The organism is Thalassospira sp. SM2505 (assembly GCF_054901115.1).
This window is the reverse complement of record NZ_CM142731.1, coordinates 890854-909194: the sequence shown is the minus strand read 5'-3', so window position 1 is coordinate 909194 and position 18341 is coordinate 890854. Positions and strand designations below refer to the sequence as shown.

Annotated in this window: 16 protein-coding genes and 1 riboswitch; of the genes, 9 read left to right on the top strand and 7 right to left on the bottom strand. The window is 54.2% G+C overall.

Annotated features, from left to right (window positions below):
* Positions 1–61: 61 nt before the first annotated feature.
* Positions 62–1336, bottom strand: a complete 1275-nt coding sequence (locus ACTU44_RS04070; RefSeq protein WP_114096727.1) for a pentapeptide repeat-containing protein — start codon at positions 1334–1336, stop codon at positions 62–64.
* A gap of 508 nt (positions 1337–1844) precedes the next feature.
* Here ACTU44_RS04070 and ACTU44_RS04065 point away from each other — a divergent pair.
* The 4 genes from ACTU44_RS04065 to ACTU44_RS04050 all read left to right on the top strand — a co-directional run bounded on the left by ACTU44_RS04065 (position 1845) and on the right by ACTU44_RS04050 (position 7067).
* Positions 1845–3068: an HDOD domain-containing protein gene (locus ACTU44_RS04065; protein ID WP_462096748.1), complete on the top strand. Its 1224-nt coding sequence runs from the start codon at positions 1845–1847 to the stop codon at positions 3066–3068.
* Between the two features lie 139 nt (positions 3069–3207).
* On the top strand, positions 3208–4431 hold the full coding sequence (locus ACTU44_RS04060) for a response regulator (RefSeq protein WP_114096724.1): 1224 nt from the start codon (positions 3208–3210) through the stop codon (positions 4429–4431).
* Between the two features lie 14 nt (positions 4432–4445).
* Positions 4446–5636, top strand: coding sequence for an HD domain-containing phosphohydrolase (locus ACTU44_RS04055; protein WP_462096747.1), 1191 nt, complete (start codon positions 4446–4448; stop codon positions 5634–5636).
* A 30-nt stretch (positions 5637–5666) separates the two neighbouring features.
* Positions 5667–7067 (top strand): two-component system sensor histidine kinase NtrB, encoded by a 1401-nt coding sequence (locus ACTU44_RS04050; RefSeq protein WP_462096746.1) that lies wholly within the window; start codon positions 5667–5669, stop codon positions 7065–7067.
* 22 nt (positions 7068–7089) lie between these two features.
* Here ACTU44_RS04050 and ACTU44_RS04045 read toward each other — a convergent pair whose 3' ends face one another.
* The 3 genes from ACTU44_RS04045 to ACTU44_RS04035 form a co-directional block, all read right to left on the bottom strand.
* Entirely contained in the window at positions 7090–7410 is a 321-nt protein-coding gene (locus tag ACTU44_RS04045; RefSeq protein WP_114096722.1) for a YnfA family protein, read from the bottom strand.
* Positions 7411–7434: 24 nt separating this feature from the next.
* Positions 7435–8445 carry an asparaginase gene (locus tag ACTU44_RS04040; RefSeq protein WP_462096745.1) on the bottom strand — a complete coding sequence of 337 codons (1011 nt, stop codon included), beginning with the start codon at positions 8443–8445 and terminating at the stop codon, positions 7435–7437.
* 110 nt (positions 8446–8555) lie between these two features.
* Complete coding sequence (locus ACTU44_RS04035) at positions 8556–9035, bottom strand: Lrp/AsnC family transcriptional regulator (protein WP_462096744.1); 480 nt, start codon at positions 9033–9035, stop codon at positions 8556–8558.
* A 139-nt stretch (positions 9036–9174) separates the two neighbouring features.
* Between ACTU44_RS04035 and phhA the strand changes: the two genes are divergently transcribed.
* Entirely contained in the window at positions 9175–10080 is a 906-nt protein-coding gene (gene phhA / locus ACTU44_RS04030; protein ID WP_462096743.1) for a phenylalanine 4-monooxygenase, read from the top strand.
* A gap of 41 nt (positions 10081–10121) precedes the next feature.
* Here phhA and ACTU44_RS04025 read toward each other — a convergent pair whose 3' ends face one another.
* Entirely contained in the window at positions 10122–10544 is a 423-nt protein-coding gene (locus tag ACTU44_RS04025) for a response regulator (RefSeq protein ID WP_114096718.1), read from the bottom strand.
* A gap of 322 nt (positions 10545–10866) precedes the next feature.
* Positions 10867–10974, top strand: a riboswitch (cobalamin riboswitch).
* Positions 10975–11123: 149 nt separating this feature from the next.
* On the opposite strand from ACTU44_RS04025, the gene ACTU44_RS04020 reads away from it, so the two are divergent.
* From ACTU44_RS04020 to meaB, 3 genes are all read left to right on the top strand, one after another.
* On the top strand, positions 11124–13172 hold the full coding sequence (locus tag ACTU44_RS04020) for a methylmalonyl-CoA mutase family protein (protein ID WP_462096742.1): 2049 nt from the start codon (positions 11124–11126) through the stop codon (positions 13170–13172).
* 2 nt (positions 13173–13174) lie between these two features.
* On the top strand, positions 13175–15328 hold the full coding sequence (gene scpA / locus ACTU44_RS04015; protein WP_462096741.1) for a methylmalonyl-CoA mutase: 2154 nt from the start codon (positions 13175–13177) through the stop codon (positions 15326–15328).
* A gap of 78 nt (positions 15329–15406) precedes the next feature.
* Positions 15407–16471: a methylmalonyl Co-A mutase-associated GTPase MeaB gene (meaB, locus tag ACTU44_RS04010; RefSeq protein WP_336080037.1), complete on the top strand. Its 1065-nt coding sequence runs from the start codon at positions 15407–15409 to the stop codon at positions 16469–16471.
* A 52-nt stretch (positions 16472–16523) separates the two neighbouring features.
* Here meaB and ACTU44_RS04005 read toward each other — a convergent pair whose 3' ends face one another.
* Together ACTU44_RS04005 and ACTU44_RS04000 are read right to left on the bottom strand one after the other, a co-directional pair.
* Positions 16524–16679: a hypothetical protein gene (locus ACTU44_RS04005; RefSeq protein WP_181850146.1), complete on the bottom strand. Its 156-nt coding sequence runs from the start codon at positions 16677–16679 to the stop codon at positions 16524–16526.
* A 203-nt stretch (positions 16680–16882) separates the two neighbouring features.
* Positions 16883–17032: a hypothetical protein gene (locus tag ACTU44_RS04000; protein ID WP_181850145.1), complete on the bottom strand. Its 150-nt coding sequence runs from the start codon at positions 17030–17032 to the stop codon at positions 16883–16885.
* 229 nt (positions 17033–17261) lie between these two features.
* Here ACTU44_RS04000 and ACTU44_RS03995 point away from each other — a divergent pair, with 229 nt between their 5' ends.
* Positions 17262–18260: a tRNA dihydrouridine synthase gene (locus ACTU44_RS03995; RefSeq protein ID WP_462096740.1), complete on the top strand. Its 999-nt coding sequence runs from the start codon at positions 17262–17264 to the stop codon at positions 18258–18260.
* The last annotated feature ends 81 nt before the right edge of the window (positions 18261–18341 follow it).

Below are 18341 nucleotides of genomic sequence, written 5' to 3'. Positions count from 1 at the left end.
AACGCCGCCCCAAATCCGGGCGGCGTTTTGCGTTTTGAGGCATTGCTGGTTGTCCCGACAATCACTTCCGGCGGGGAATGTTTCCGTTCAGAACCAGTCCCACATTCGCACCTTCAAGCTCAACCTCGCTCAGATCGGTATCACCAAAGGCAACACCGGCGACATTGGCCTTGGTAAGGTTCGCGCCCTTCATTTGGGCTTCCTCAAAGACCGAGTTCCGCAAATCCGCCTGCTCAAAGATCGTGTTGGTCAAATCCGCGCGCCAAACAGTCCCGGTCTTGGCCCCCTTTTTATCGCGCTGATCAACACCGCCAAATTTCACGCCCTGAAATACGGCTTCCGTACAGTCGGAATTGGTCATACGAACACCATCCAGAGCCGCACCATTCATGCGGACCTTTTGCATGTTTGCATCGCGCATCGAACACATCGCCAGGATCGTATCAACGAACAGGGCGCCACGCAGAATGCATTTGTCAAAACACGCACCCGACAAATCCAGCCCTGAAAAATCCAGACCGGTCAGATCACGGCCAATTGCGATCATGGGCTCACCGCTTTTGCCACCGGTGGCAAGCCATTCACTATGACCATTTACCAGATCACGAATATCGTCGGCCAAAGGCGCTGTCGGAGTACCCCCACCAATCGAATAGGATGTATTGGCCTGGCTAAGGTCAACACCGGTCATATCCACATTGCGCAGGTTCGCACCGCTCAGATCGGCACCGACAAGCTCGCACCCTTTGAGCTTGGCCCCTTTGAGGTTCGCATTACGCAGCTTTGCCCCGTTAAGGTTACAGCCCGTCAGGTCGGCCCCTTCAAGGTTGACCGCAAACATGTTGGCATCACTCATATCAGTATGTGCAAGCCGTGATCCCGACATGTTTGTGCCTGAAAGATTGGCCCCCCACATCATGGCGCCTTCAAGGTCCGCGTTGGTCATATCGGTCGTCCGTTTGACCGGACGTTCCTGGGAACCTTCAATGACCACCATAATGCCGGCCCGCAGATCAATGCCGGTCAGATTGGCATTGCGCAGTTTGGCCCGCGCCATGTTTGCACCGCGCAGATCGGCACGCAGGAAACTTGATCCTTCCAGATCGGCTTCGACAAAGTTGGAGCCAAACAGATCACAATAATCAAAACAGACATTATGTGCGGTCGCCTGGATGAAGTTCGCCCCCGGAAGAACGGCCTCCTGCAAACTGATTTTGCTCATTTTGATGCGGGACAAATTGCCGTTACGCACTTGCATGCGCTGACCGCCCGGTTTTTGGTTCAGATAAAGCTGATGCAACTTGATCGCATTAATCAGCTCGGCACGTTCTGTCATGTGACCGATATTCCCCCTTAGCGAGATCACATTGCTTTGTATCTTTCTAATAAACTTCAACAACTGATCCCAACGCAACGCAAATCGCATGGCGCTAATACTTAAAGTCGTTCTAGCGAAGGATATTGGATTTTGTATCCTGCCCTGATGGTCAGGAGCCTTTGGCAGGTTTCGATATCTGATCAGGAACCGTTAGGCGGGGCGCGCTTAATTCTGGCCTCAGTCAGATCAACTTCGTCCAACACGGTTTCCGCTGGCCCCTTTGAACCGGGTTCACTCAAATCAGAGCTCCAAAGACCGGCATGCGAAAAATCTGCTGTGGTCAGATCAGCCTGCCAGACATCCCTGTTTTCTGCCCTTTGGCATTGCATGGATCATCCCGTATTGCCGCAAACAGACCGTTTGCACACGGATTTTCTTCTCTGCTTCCTTTGAATTGCAGCCGTAATCTTGTTCTGAGCGGCAAAAGCGCCCATCTGCAAGACAGCAAATGATATGAATTGGCCGCATGCATCAGATCCTTTTTGTCGATGACGACGCAAACATCCTGAGCGCACTCAGACGTCGGCTGCGCAGTGCGCGACCGGATTGGGATTTGCATTTCGCTGCAAGCGGTGCAGAAGCCCTGTCTCTTGCCAAAGACCGGAATTTTGACGTTATCGTTTCCGACATACAGATGCCGGAAATGGACGGAATTACGCTTCTGGAAAAGCTTCAGGATACCCATCCTGATGCCGTCCGGATCATTCTGACGGGACATGCCGACAACGCGTCCTACCTGCGAACCATTGGTCCGGCGCATCAGTTCCTCAGCAAGCCCTGTGACAATGAAAGCCTGATTGAAAGCATTGAAAACGCACTTGGTCTGCGCCTGATGCTTCAAAGTCCGGAGCTCAGGACACTGGTTGCGGAATCCAAAAGTCTGGCATCACCGCCCGACACCTATATCCGGCTCGAAAGTGCATTTTCCAATCCGGATTATTCCCTTGAAAGCATTTCAAAGATCGTTGAATCCGATATCGCACTGACGACGGAAGTTCTCAAGCTGACCAATTCGTCCTACTTCGCCGTGACCCAGAATGTTGCTTCTGTTTCCCACGCTGTCCGTATGCTGGGCATGGAAACGCTCAAGGCGCTTGCACTGTTTGTCGGTCTCTATCGCGGTTTTGATGGCCCGCCCGGTCAGGCAGCCAACCTGAAACGCCTGTGCCATCGCAGCCAGCAAATAGGCGTCACTGCCGCCCTGATTGCCGAATATGAAAAACTTCCCCGCGAAATTTGCCATGCCGTTCCAAGCATCGGGATGCTAAGCCACATTGGCACCCTGATCTTGTATACGAACCGGGCAAATGAAATGGATGCCGTCACCAAACGGGTCGAGGCCGAAGGCATTTCCATTGATCAGGCCGAAACTGAGCAATTCGGTGCCGGACACGCCGAAATCGGGGCTTACCTTCTTGGTCTTTGGGGTTTTCCTGCACCGGTCGTTCAGGCTGTTGCCTATCATCATCGACCGATGGATCTCCCACACAAGGAGATGAATGCACTGACATCAATCTATGTCGCGCAACATCTGGCACGTGAGATCGCCGATCAGGACAAGGGGCGTGCTGTCGAAAACCTCATCGACATGGACTATCTTTCCCTTATCGGCAAGGCAGACCGTCTCGAAGAATGGAAAAATATCGCCCGTATTGTGTCCCTGAAATATAGTGAACTGACCAACAACTAGAAAATAAATTCACCCTACGGTTGCGTCCTGTTTTCTGGGGATTCCATGTAAATGCCGAAGACCCTCCTCATATGCGGACTATGATTTGGGTAGATTTCACCCCATCTATCATTCATGGAACACGCATAAGAGGCATATCATGAGCATCATCCTTTTTGTTGATGATGAAACAAACATTCTGGAAGGCTTGCGCCGTCGGCTTCATTCAATTCGGCCGGACTGGAAGCTCACCTTTGCCCAGAACGCAGAAAGTGCAATTGCACAAGCCGATGAAATGGAACCTGATGTTGTCATTTCGGATATGCGTATGCCCGGAACAGACGGTGCAGAACTCCTGACCGTGATGCAGAAAAAGCATCCCCATACAGCACGGATCATTCTTTCCGGCTTTAGCGAACAGGAAGCCATCCTGCGCACAGTCGGCCCTGCTCACCAGTATCTGGCGAAACCGTGCGACGACCGTCTGCTGCTTGAAACCATCGACAATGCGCTGGATTTACGCAATTTGCTGACCAATCCGGATTTGCGTGCGCTGGTTGGGGGGATTGATACACTTGCTTCCCCGCCAACGACATACAGCAATCTGGTGCGCGCACTTGAAGACCCGCTTGTCAGCAATGACACCCTGACATCGATTGTTTCCTCCGATATCGCACTGACAGCCGAGGTCCTGAAACTCACCAATTCGGCCTATTTTGCCATTCGTCAAAATATCACGTCGGTTTCGCAGGCAATCCGCATGATCGGGATTGACACACTCAAGGCCCTGGCACTTTTTACCGGCCTGTTTCGCAGCTATGACGGCCCCAAAAGCGATGCAACGCGGATGATGCAACTGTGCCAGCGCAGTCAGCAACTTGGCGTTCTGGCCACATTGATCGCCGAACAGGAAAAACTTGATCGCGAAATCATCAGCGTGATGGCCGCCATCGGCATGCTAAGCCATACCGGCAGCCTGATCCTTTATGCGTTTCGCGCGCGCGAAATGACCGAAGTCATCAAGCGTGTCGAAACCGAAGATATCCCGATCTATGTCGCTGAGTATGAGCAGTTTGGTGCCGCACACCCTGAAATCGGAGCCTATCTTCTTGGCCTGTGGGGGTTCCCCAGTGCAATGGTTCAGACCGTGGCTTATCACCATCGCCCGCAAGACACCCCGCACCGTGAAATGAACGCGCTGACGACAATCTATGTTGCGCAACATCTTGCCCGCGAGGTCGCCGTCGAACTCAGAACCGGCAAGGCCCCCGAAAGCCGGATCGACCTTGAATATCTTGACCGTCTGGGTAAGACCGACCGCCTGCCCGCATGGCGCGAAACCGCGCTAAAGGTCGAGCAGAAGTACTGCGAACTTGCGAAATAGGGGAGGCAGACATCATGGAAGATCCCGTTGTCCTTTTCGTCGATGATGATGAAAACTTGCTGATGGGTTTGAAGCGCAGGTTACGCGGCAAGTTCAATTTTGACACGGCTATCGGCCCCCTTGAAGCCATCGCCAAGATCAAGGACGGCGCCCGGTATGCTGTTTGTGTGGCCGACATGCGCATGCCGGAAATGGACGGTGTGCAATTATTGGCCGAGGTCGCAAAACTGAGCCCCGATACCGTCGGTATGATGCTGACTGGCAATGCCGATCAGAAAACCGCTGTTGAAGCCATCAATCAGGGCCGCATATTCCGTTTCTTCAACAAGCCCTGTGAAGATGACGAACTGATTACCGGTGTGAGCGCCGGGTTACGGCAATATCAGTTGATCACCGCTGAAAAGGCCCTGATCGAACAAACCCTTGCCGGCAGCGTCAAGGTCCTGACCGAAGTTCTGGCACAGCTTAATCCTACAATCTTTGGCAAGGCCATGCGTGCCAAAAGATGGTGTGACAGAATTGCCGGGCCGATCGGTTATCCCCATCCGTGGGAATTGGGGCTGGCCGCCCTGCTTGCCCCGATTGGTTATGTTTCGCTGCCGCCTGATATTCTCGCACGCCTTGGCGAGGACAAGGCACTTCAACCCCTTGAACGCGACGTCGTTCGCCGAACCCCGGAAGTTGCCCGCAACCTGATTTCCCATATCCCCCGTCTGGAACAGGTCGCACAGATCGTCTATCTGCAATATCGCGACTATGACGGTTCGGGCTTCCCTGCAGATGGGCCACAGGGACAGGATATTCCGCTTGGGTCCCGCATTCTGCGTATCTTGAATGATCTTGGCAAAATTGTTGAAAGTGATCTGGTCGTTCAACAGCATTTCGAAGAATTACGCCAGAAGCCCAAGCGCTATGATCTGGCATTGCTCGATAAAATCGAACTGGCATTGGCCGATATCGATCCATCCTACGACCAATCCACCTTCCCCGAAGGAACAGAGCACGACATCTATCTCAAACATCTTCGGATGGGGGATTTTCTGATGACGGACATCGAAACCCGCGACGGTCACGTTTTACTGACGCACGGAAACTATGTTTCCGAGGTTCAGCTCCAGCGCCTGCGCGTTTTCCAGAAGCTCCATCAGTTTCATGAACCGATCCGCATTCGTCGTGGCGGTGGCGGTACAGGTACCGAAGAATGATCCTGCAGCACATGCGCGATGAGAAACACCATGACCGATGATCAGGGCAATATCGAACCACCCAAAATTCTCAGCGGCGGCGACGAGGTGGTCACAAATGATGGCCTGCTTGAAGAAGCCCTGAAAATTCAGGCCCCTGCCGAAATACAAAAGCGGTATATGACCCTGTTCAACGAACAGCGCCGCCGCAAAAAGGAAATCACCCAGCGCCTGAAAACCATTCTCGACACGGTGGTCGAAGGGATTCTGATCGTTGATGCCACTGGCATCATTCAGGATTTCAATAAATCCGCAGAAGAAATTCTGCGCGCGCAAGGCAACGAACTTCACGGCACATCGGTCGATGTGATCTTTATTGATCGCAAAATGACGGTCCGCCACAGGTTGCTGAACCGCTGCATCAATATCAGTTCCGGCGTTCTGAAATATGACTATACCGAAACCATGGCCCAGCGCCTTGATGGCGACAGCTTCCCGATGGAAATCATCGTAAGCCCGGCCAATTTCAGCTCGGAAATGAGCTATCTCTATATCTTCCGCGACATCACCCGCCGCAAGCAGGCCGAAGAATCCCAAAAGAAGCTTGAAGAAGATCTGCGTGAAGCTCTCAAGCTTGAGGCGATTGGCCATCTTGCAGGCGGCATCGCCCATGAAATCAATACGCCAAGCCAGTATATCCGCGACAATCTGAAATTCCTTAATGACAGTTACGGTGCCTTGTCGCGGGTTCTGGGACTGGCCTTGCAGACATTGTGGAAAAACCGCGACCGCCTGCCCGCCAACACCTTCGAGGAATTTGCCAGACAATTGCGTGATTCCGATCTGGAATTCCTGCTTGAAGAAATTCCCCACGCCACACAGCAATCCCTTGATGGCATCAATCAGGTCGCACGCATTGTCTTGTCGATGAAGGAGTTCTCGCACCCCGGCGGAACCGAAAAAACCACAACCGACATCAATCGCGTTCTTTCAAATGTCATCGTAATTTCGCGCAACGAATGGAAGCATTACGCCGACGTCATCGAGAAGTTTGATCCCGAAATTCCTCATATCCCGTGCTATATCAACGAGGTCAACCAGGTCTTTCTCAATCTGATCGTCAATGCGGTTCAAGCCATTCAGGAAGCCGGGCGCAAGCCGTCAGAAGGCATCATTACGGTCAAAACGACCTCGCTTGATGACAGCATCCTGATCAGCATTTCTGATAACGGCACCGGCATTTCAAAGGAAAACAGATCCAAAATATTCAATCCGTTCTTTACCACCAAGGAAGTTGGCAAAGGCACGGGACAGGGATTGTCGATCACGCACGACATCGTCACCGTACGTCACGGTGGTCGCATCTGGTTTGAAACCGAAATGGGCAAAGGAACAACATTCCATGTCCTGCTTCCGGCCGAAGATCGCAGTGGAAAACCGGCGACCGAATAGCGCCGAGCCCCGAAACCGGCGCCTAGCGCGGTGCAAACAGGATAATTCCCGCACCAAGCAAACAGACAACAAGCCCCGTCACATCCCATCGGTCCGGGCTGGTCCGTTCCACCGCCCACATCCAGAAGACCGACGCCGTAATATAAACGCCGCCATAGGCCGCAAAGGCCCGCCCGGCAAACTCCGCCTCAACCCGGGTCAGAAGCCAGGCAAAGACGACAAGCGACGCAATACCGGGCACAATCCACCAGACAGACTTTCCGGATCGCAACCACGCCCAAAAGGCAAAGCACCCGGCAATTTCCGCAAAGGCTGCAAAGATATAGGCCGCAATGCTGTGCATTGATTTTCCTGTTTGATCTGAAAATCAGAATGCCGGGCGCAAATCACCGGCATATTTTCCTGCCCAGTTGGTCAGGACAGGTGTCAGATAGTTCTTAAGGATTTCTGCCTTGGCATCGTCAATCACGCCATGTTTGCGCAAAAGTGCCCCCATCGCAACCTCGGCCCCGCGCTGGGTACCATCATCGATCTTAAGGGCAACACCCAGCCCCTGCTTGGGGAAGGCCGCACAATAAACGCCTTCGGCACCAACCTTGACCAGCGCATCCTCACCGCATTCTTCCATGATACCGGTACAGAACCGGCCGGTCCCCGCCACCATGAAGGGGGCATTTGCACATCCCTTGCGGATGCGTTTGATTGCAGCAATGCGTTTTTCATCAAGTCCGGCCGGATCAGCCATCCGCGCCATCGCAAGACCAAGATCACGCAAACGCATCCCGATCACCGGAATGCCACAGCCATCAATACCGCGCGGGGTCGATGACAGATCACAATCCCCCATTTCCTCAAGCACCCTGATCAGGCGCTGCTGTGCCGGATGGGCTTCCTCGATATAGCCTTTGGGGTCCTCACCCATCTGCACAATGGTGCTCAGGAAACCCGAATGTTTACCTGAACAGTTGTTATGCGCCTTGGTCAGGGTGACGTGATCCGATGCCTGTTTGATCCCGGCCGCTGCACTTAGCGAATAATGCGGTGCGCCTTCCAGCGTATCGACCGAAAGCCCCAATTTCTCAAGCCAGGCCTTGACCGTCTGCGCATGTTCTTCTTCACCGTTATGGGACGAGCAGGCCAAGGCAACGTGCTTGTCTTCAAGCCCGAATGCCTCAACCGCACCGCTTTCAACAAACGGAATTGCCAGCAACGGTTTGATCGCAGATCGCGGATACATCAGGGCATCAATATCCCCACCCTGATCCACCACGGTCCCGTCCGCTTTCATCACGACATAACGGCCGCGGTGGAAACTTTCGACCATTTCGCCACGGGTGGCTTCGACAAGGATCGGGTTGGCAGCAATTGACTGGGTCATCGGGATGCTCCGGCAGATGTGGGACTGTTCTTCCTATGCCTGAAACTTGGGGTCAAAAGCAAGCATCGCCAATCCGGCATCTGGAAACGCACCCGCGCCCATAAGACGGATCACGGCACTTTGGGCATCGGAATGGCCGTGAGATTCTTGTATTCCTTTAAAACCAGACTGGATTGAACATCGCGCACATTTGGCATTGAAAGTAACTTGTGAGTTACGAAATCACCGAAACTTTCAATATCGCGCGCCACCGCCACAAGAAGAAAATCCTGCCGTCCGGTCATCGCCCAGCAGGACAGAACTTCGGGCAGATCATTCATCGCACGGGCAAAATCCTCGGCACCGGCTTCGGTGTGGCTTTGCAAACGGACCTGAATGGTTGCCAGCACACCGAATCCCAATTTCTTGCGATCGACAAGGGCGACCTGCCCCTTGATAATCCCGGATGCCTCAAGCTGTTTGACACGGCGCAAACACGGAGATGGCGACATACCGACCAATTCGGCCAGTTGCACATTGCTGATCCCGGCATCCTTTTGCAGGGCTTGCAGGATGCGAATGTCGGTCGCATTCAAAACAACATCGGTCATTTTAAACCTCAAATCATATCAATCAGGTCATGATATGACGATCATAGCGCATATCAACACCCTATTGGCCATAAAATGACATTAAAATTGATGTAAAATGATTCTCATAAACGGCGCAAAAACCCGAATGAGGACGGCCATGGATCAGGGAAAAAATCTTCGTGGCGATTACAGCCACATCAATAATGACTACACCATACAGCAGGACTGGGGCACATATACCGAAGCCGAACACGATCTTTGGCGTCGTCTTTATGCCCGTCAGTTACGCATCCTGCCCGGCTATGCGGCAGAAGACTATATCAGCAATCTCGCACGTCTGGATGCCGCCGATCAGATTCCGCATTTCAACCGCGTAAGCGAACAGCTTCATGCCGCAACCGGTTGGCATCTGGTCGCCGTTCCGGGCCTTGTTCCCGATGATGTATTCTTTGACCATCTTGCAAACCGGCGTTTTCCGGTCACGGTCTGGCTGCGCAAACCCGAAGAAATGGACTATCTGGTGGAGCCGGACATCTTCCATGACTTCTTTGGTCATGTACCGATGCTATATGATCCGGTCTTTGCCGATTATCTGGCCGCTTATGGCGCAAAAGGCCCCGAGGCCATTGCCATGGGCGGTCTTAAGAACCTGGCGCGCATGTACTGGTACATGGTCGAGTTCGGCCTGATCATGACCGATCATGGATTGCGGGCCTATGGCGCAGGGATGCTGTCATCCCAGACCGAGACCATTTATTCCGTCACCGATCCGACCCCCAACCGCGTGGCCTTTGATCTCGAACGGGTCATGGCGACCGACTATGCAATTGATGATTTCCAGAAAACCTATTTCGTTCTGGAAAGCTACGATCAGCTGTTTGATGCGATGAAGGTCCCCATGGCACCTGTCTATGAACGGCTGGTCGATAAACCCGCCATTGATCCGGCAACAACACTGCCCACCGACCGGCTCTATCATGTGCATGGCAATACCGACAGCATCATTGCACTTGGGCAGGAACCCCGCAAACAGGAACCCCGGAGACAACAACGCCCTGCATAAGGCAGGGCGTGGCAGTCAGATCAGTTTAAACGGACAGATGCCTAGCAAGCACTCATGGAATGACCCAGCACCCGATTAAGCTGCTCAAGCACTACAGTCGGGCTGGCATCCTTGCTGATGAAGTCAGCCGCGCCCAATGCATCCGCCTGGGCGCGCGTATCAGCGTCATAATGGGCTGAAAAGAAGAATACAGGCACATTCACCGCATCAGGGTAACGGCGACGAATTTCGCAAAATGCCTCAAAGCCGCTCATGCCCGGCATTTCAATATCAAGAATGATGGCACGGGGATAAAGCCCGTCAAGTTGATCGATCAGATCGTCGGCACAATCAAAACCGGCCACGTCATATCCGGCCCGACGCAACACTGTTTCGAGTGCGGCCTTGGCACTGGGGCTGTCGTCAGCAAATGCAACCAGTCCATCAGGACCAATTTGCGACGGCATGGCGCTAAGCGCGTTCATGGATGGCGATACTCCGAGATTTGGGACAGCCCCAAACTGACAGATGAAAATGTCAAATTGGTTAAACCTGCCGATTTTTTGCCACATAGCTTTGCGATCAGGCATCGTGCCGCCAAAGTATAAGACGACTTGTCGCGGCAGCACAGGACACCGCAAAGGGTGTGCACTGCGGAAAAATCGAATGAATTCTGACACATGACGTTACGGAAACATCACCTTTGATCTGGCAACTAAGTCGAAATAGGTATTTCCATGCCTATTTACGGAATTAATGTCAGATGCTATAAACCGGCCTGTCGCGAATGTGACCGGGAAATATCGTCGGGAATCCGGTGCGGCCAGACGTTAATGCGTTATTGCCAAACCCGGAACTGCCCCCGCAACTGTAAGTGCACAAGGCGGTCAGCCCTTTGCACGAGTCAGAATACCGATAATGTTTCCCTGGTTTGAAATGGGCCGGGCGGGGTGTACCGGGTACTGGGAATCCGTAGTAAAATAATATTTGGGAACGTTCCGTCACCTGGCAGTCATCCCCATATAACGCCAACCAGACGGAAAGAAACCAAGCCGGGAGAAACCATGTCCGACCCGCTTAAACTTGCATCCGAGTTTCCATCTGCTGATTACGCAAGCTGGCGCAAACTTGCCGAAGAGGCCCTTAAAGGTGCCCCCTTCGAGAAAAAGCTTGTGACCCAGACGCTTGACGGATTCGCCGTACAGCCGATCTACACCAATGACGATCAGGATGATGCAACCCGGCTGATCCACGAAGTTCTTAATGCCTCGGTCGAGCCGCGCGAAACGGTGACCGGTTGGGACATCCGCCAACTGCATGCCCATCCCGACCCCAAACTGACCAATGCCGCCATTCTCGAAGATCTTGAAAATGGCGCGACCTCTATCACACTCAAACTTGATGCCGCTGCCCGTCAGGGGCGCGAAATTTCGTCGGGTGAAGTCGGCGTTGACGGGGTTGCCATTCATTGTCTGGCGGACCTTCAACTGACCCTTGATGACGTTTACACCAATCTTGCGACCATCGGTCTTGATGCGGGTGCGGCTGGCGTTCCCGCTGCGGCCCTTCTGGCCACCCACATCGCCGATGCCGAGGGCGCGGATGAAGCAGCCCCGGCCTTTAACATTGATCCGATTGGCACTCTTGCGGCGACCGGCGCCCTGCCCTGCAACGCAGAGGATGCCATCAATCATGCGGCGTCTGTTGCCTGCGAACTGATTGATCTTTTCCCGCTGGCGACCGCGATTTCTGTCAATGGAGCCCCCTATTACAATGCAGGTGCCACCGATGGTCAGGAACTGGCATGTTTGCTTGCCTCGGGTGTGACATATCTGCGTGCCCTGACCGATGCCGGTATGGCCGTTGATCAGGCCGCCGGTGCCATGGTCTTTAATGTCGCAATCGGCACCGACTTCTTTGCCGGGATTGCCAAACTGCGTGCGCTTCGCATGATGTGGAGCCGCGTGCTTTCCGCATCCGGCGCACAGGACGCAACGATTTCCATCAACGCGGTGTCTGCCGAAATGTCGCTTAGCAAGGTGGATCCCTGGGTCAATATGCTGCGCACCACCGTCACCAGCTTTGCTGCCGGTCTTGGCGGTGCGGACAGTGTCACCTGCCTGCCCTATGACCACATGATCGGTTTGCCCGATGGTTTTGCACGGCGTATCGCGCGCAATACCCAACTGATCTTGCAGGAAGAAAGTAATGTTCACCGCGTCATTGATCCGGCTGGCGGGTCATGGTTCATCGAAAATCTGACCAAGGAACTGGCACAAACGGCGTGGGGCAAGTTCCAGTCGCTTGAAGCAGCCGGTGGCATCATCAAGGTCCTTGCCAACGGTTCGCTGAAATCTGAAATCGAGACTATCTGGCAAACGCGCGAAAAACGTCTGGCAACAAGACGCGATCCGCTGACCGGCGTTTCGGAATTCCCCAACATCGCCGAAGCAAAGGTCAAATGTGATCTGCCCGACCTTGAAACCATCCGGGCAGAGGCCAAGGCACGTCAGACCAAATATGACGGCACGGTTGGCAAAAACCTTGCCGCCATGATGGAGGCCGCCCGTTCCGGTGCGACCATCGGCCATATCTTTACCGACCTTTATGGTACCAGCGCCGCGGCGCGCGTTGCGGCACTGACACCTCATCGTCTGTCGGAAAGTTTTGAAGCGCTGCGCAAACGTGCTGATGCGCACAAGGCAAAATCAGGCAGCTTCCCGCAAGTCTTCCTTGCCAATCTGGGCAAGGTTGCCCAGCACACCGCACGCGCAACCTTTGCCCGTAACTTCTTTGAAGCAGGCGGGATCGAAGCCATCACCAATAACGGCTTTGAAGACGCCGATGCCGCCGCAAGTGCATTTGCCGATAGTGGCGCAAAAATCGCCGTGATCTGCGGATCGGATCTGCAATATGGCGAAATCGCCGGTACCGTTGCCAGGGCCCTGAAATCGGCCGGTGCAACATATGTCTATCTTGCCGGTCATCCGGGCGAGGCGCGCGCTGATTACGAAGCCGCCGGAATTGATGAATTCATCTATGTTGGCGCAGACGTTCTGGCGATCTGTGGCACGGCCCTTGATCACCTTCTTGGCAAACGGGGGGAGAAATAACCATGTCCCGCATTCCTGATTTCTCCGACCTTCCGCTTTTTGACGGCGCATCTGCCGGGGCCAAGGACCCGTTCCAGTCCGCCCCCTGGACCACGCCAGAAGGCATTGACGTCAAACCGGTTTACGGCCCCAAGGATCTTGATGGCATTGACCATCTTGCCACCATGCCGGGCATGCCGCCATTTTTGCGCGGTCCCTACCCCACCATGTATGTGCAGCGTCCCTGGACCATCCGCCAGTATGCCGGTTTCTCGACCGCCGAAGAATCCAACGCCTTCTATCGCCGCAACCTTGCCGCCGGTCAAAAGGGCCTGTCAATTGCCTTCGACCTTGCCACCCATCGCGGCTATGACAGCGATCATCCCCGCGTAACCGGCGATGTCGGCATGGCCGGTGTTGCGATTGACAGCATCTATGACATGCGCACCCTTTTTGATGGCATCCCGCTTGATCAGATGTCGGTTTCCATGACGATGAATGGTGCGGTTCTCCCGGTCATGGCGCTTTATATTGCGGCCGCCGAAGAACAGGGTGTGAAGCACGAACAGCTTTCTGGCACCATCCAGAACGACATCCTCAAAGAGTTCATGGTGCGCAACACCTATATATATCCGCCGAAACCATCGATGCGCATCATTTCGGACATCTTTGCCTTTACCTCGCAAAACATGCCGAAATTCAACTCGATCTCGATTTCCGGCTATCACATGCAAGAAGCGGGTGCGACCGCTGATCTTGAACTGGCCTATACCCTGGCCGATGGCATCGAATATGCCCGTGCGGGTCAGGCGGCGGGTCTTCCGATTGATAAATTCGCGCCGCGCCTGTCATTCTTCTGGGCGATTGGCATGAATTTCTTCATGGAAATTGCCAAGATGCGCGCAGCCCGCATGATCTGGGCCAAGCTGATCAAACAGTTCGATCCGCAAAACCCCAAGTCGCTTTCGTTGCGTACCCATAGTCAGACTTCTGGCTGGTCCCTGACCGCGCAGGATGTGTTTAACAACGTCATCCGTACCTGTGTTGAAGCCATGGCATCCACACAGGGCCATACACAGTCGCTGCATACCAATGCGCTGGACGAGGCACTGGCATTGCCGACTGATTTCTCGGCCCGGATTGCGCGTAACACCCAGCTGTTCCTGCAACAGGAAAGCGGCACCACCAATGTTATCGATCCGTGGGGTGGTTCATATTACGTGGAACGCCTGACTCGCGATCTGGCGGAAAAGGCATGGGCCCACATCGCCGAAGTCGAGGAACAGGGCGGCATGGCCAAGGCGATCGAAGCCGGCATTCCCAAAATGCGCATCGAAGAAGCCGCCGCCCGCACACAGGCCCGGATTGATAGCGGCCGTCAGACACTGGTTGGTGTGAACAAATACCGTGTGACCGATGATCGCCCGGTTGACGTGCTTCAGGTCGACAACGCCGAAGTCCGCCGCCAGCAAATCGCAAAACTGGAACGCCTGCGGGCTGAACGTGACAATGGCGTGGTTGAAAATGCGCTGACCGCACTGACCAATGCCGCAGATAGCGGCACGGGCAACCTGCTTGAACTTGCCGTTCAGGCCGCACGTGCAAAATGCACTGTGGGCGAGATTTCCGATGCGCTCGAAAAGGTCTATGGCCGTCATCAGGCGGTTATTCGCTCGATCTCCGGCGTTTACAAAACCGAAGTCGGCGCTGATAACGAAGCACTGGCCAAGGTTGATCGCCTGATCAATGAATTTGAAGCCAATGAAGGTCGCCGTCCGCGCATCCTGATCGCCAAGATGGGACAGGACGGGCATGACCGCGGCCAGAAAGTCATCGCCACGGCCTTTGCCGATCTTGGCTTTGATGTGGATATCGGCCCACTGTTTCAGACCCCGGAAGAAGCCGCCAAACAGGCCGTTGAAAACGACGTCCATATCGTTGGCGCAAGCTCCTTGGCGGCAGGTCACCTGACCCTTGTCCCGCAGCTTCGCGCCGAACTCGACAAGCTGGGCCGTGACGACATCATGATCGTTGCTGGCGGCGTGATCCCGCCACAGGATTTCGACAAGCTTTATGAAGCCGGTGCCGAGGCGATCTTCCCGCCCGGAACCGTCATTGCCGAAGCGGCTGGCGACCTGCTAGAAAAGCTGAACCAAGCTGGTGAGGAAGCAGCCTGATCTGGTTGCTTCTTCCTGCATCTGCCCATACCCTGACGGGTATATGGCATTGATTTGGCATTCATGAAGGAAGCATCGGTGAAAGAAACACTGCGCACCATACCCGCAGGCACGGGCGGCAATATCAGCCCGCGCAAGGCCGTGCGCAGACGCGTTCTGTCCACCAATGAACTGGTGGATGGTGTCCTTGCCGGTGATCGCACCATCCTGTCTCGGGCGATCACACTGGTCGAAAGCCGCAACCCAGGCCATTTCGAACAGGCCCAAGCGGTTCTTGCCCGCTTGATGCCCCATACCGGCGGCGCCCATCGCATTGGCATCACGGGTGTTCCTGGTGTGGGCAAGTCGACCTTTATCGAGGCCTTTGGCAAGAACCTGACCCGTGCGGGCAAAAAGGTCGCGGTTCTGGCAGTTGATCCGACCAGTGCACGATCCGGTGGCTCTATTCTGGGCGACAAAACCCGGATGAACGAGCTTTCCATTGATCCCGATGCCTATATCCGCCCATCGCCCAGCAGTGGCTATCTCGGCGGAGTCAATCGCATGACGCGTGAAACCATCCTTCTGTGCGAGGCTGCCGGGTTTGATGTGGTTCTGGTCGAAACCGTGGGCGCCGGACAAAGCGAAACCATGGTCGCGCAGATGACCGATTTCTTTCTGGTGCTGATGCTTCCCGGTGCCGGGGATGAGCTGCAGGGCATCAAGAAAGGCGTACTTGAAATCGCCGATCTGATTGCGGTTAACAAGGCCGATGCAGACCCGGCAAAGGCCCGCGAAGCGAAACGTGAGTATTCCTCAGCTTTGCGAATTTTGCAGCCCACCAGCAAACACTGGCGTCCGCAATCAGTGATGGTTTCCGCCCTGATCAATGACGGGCTTGATAATATCTGGGATCTGATCAACCAGCACCGCGTGGTGATGGAAAAGGAAGGCGAGTTTGCTGCCAAGCGCGCCCGTCAACAGCGCGACTGGATGTGGACCATGCTGCGCGACCGGTTGCTTGAAACCTTTACCCACCGCGATGACGTTGCATCACGCCTGTCCGCGCTGGAAACCGACGTCCTTGCCGGCACCACCAATCCGACCGCCGCGGTCGAGGAATTGCTGGGCCTGATTAAAACCAATCCCGCACAGACAAAATAAAAGGCCGCACCACTTCCTGTACGGCCTTTGAAAATCTGACAGCAGCTCAGCGCTATTTCTGATCTGCTTCTTCCTTGAGCTTGTCCTTGAGGATTTTAAGCTTTTCGACCGCGTCATTGATTTCGCGATCAAGGTGAGCAAGACCCTCGCGTTTTTCACGCGGCATTGCTTCAAGTTCGTCCAATGCTTTTTCAACGATATAGAGCATAGTCAATCCTCCTGCTGGCTTCTCGGCACATCCCGAAAAGCTGACTTGCATCTTGTCGGGCTGACACGCTTTGATTATAGCACCAAGCATGTGCCAACCGGGATTTCATTTCAAAGACATAGATCAATCCGGCGCAAGCCTGATGCCTGCGCTTGTGATCATTTTCCATGAAATATCGTGATACGGAATAACCCCTTAACGGGTCAGGAGGCGGTCTGTTCCAGACGATCTTTGAGAACCTGAAGACTTTCTGCAGTCGATTTCAAAACCGCTTCAAGGCCGGAAAGTTTCTCGCGGGCTTCACGCGAAACGGCTTCGACTTCATCAAAGGCACTTTCAAAAATATACAGCATGCTTTTCACTCCTGCCCGATGCGATCACCGGGCGCTTCATTGTTGTTTTTGATGCTGTAAATTTACTGCGCAAATTCGCTGGAAAGGTGTCAGCAATGCGCTTTTTCCGCCTTATTTCGCCAATCCTCCCCCGCATGCTTCAATGCTGATCTGTGATTTTTCACCGGCACGCTTGACCCATATATGATAAAAGCCGCCATCCGATTTCATGAAACAGGATATCCTGACGATGACGCATCTGGTGCTTGCACCAATGGAAGGACTTGTTGACTGGCGCGTGCGGCAATTGCTAAGCGCGACCGGCGGGTTCGACCTGTGCGTGACCGAATTTATCCGCGTATCGCAAAACCTGTTTCCGGCCCATGTGTTTCATCGCTATTGCCCGGAATTGCTAAATGGCGGCAAAACGCTGTCTGGTGTGCCTGTTCTGGTTCAGTTGATGGGGCATGATCCCGAGCTGATGGGTGAAAATGCGGCCTTTGCGACCACACTTGGCGCACCGGGCATTGACATCAATTTCGGCTGTCCGTCCAAAACCGTGAACAAGCGTGAAGCCGGTGCATCGCTTTTGAAATGTCCGGACAATCTGTTTCACATTGTCTCAGCCGTTCGTCGTGCCGTTCCCGCCGACATTCCCGTCAGTGCAAAGGTCCGGTTGGGCTTTAGCGACAAGGAACTGTTTCTTGATATCGCACGCGCGGTTGAGGCCGGTGGTGCACAACACCTGACGGTGCATGCGCGGACCAAGCTTGAAGGTTACAAACCACCCGCCCATTGGGAATATCTGGCGCGTATTCGCGAAGCCATTTCCATTGGCATGACCGGGAATGGTGAAATCTGGGACGTTGCGGATTATGAAAAATGCCGCGACATATCGGGCTGCGACAGCTTCATGATCGGACGCGGGGCCATTGCCGCCCCCGATCTTGCCAACCGGATCAAGGCCTTTGAAGGCGGGGCACATGTCCCCAAGCAAAGCTGGGCGGATGTGTTGGCGATGTTGCTGGCCTATTGTGATCTGATGGATTTGGACGGGGCGCCCGAACACCATCAGGCCGGTCGTATCAAGCAATGGATGGCGCTGATCCGCAAAAGCCATGCCCAAGGGGCGACCTGCTTTGACGAAATCAAACGCATCAATGCCATTGATGACCTGCGCGCCAAGCTGTGCCACGACATGTCGCTTCCGGAAAATCAGCAGCAAGACGTTCCAATCGCTGCGGAATAACGATCCTGCTTAATCGGGCTGAAATGCAAAACGGGGTGGTTTGTGACCACCCCGTTTTCGCTAATGTAAAATTGCGTTCGA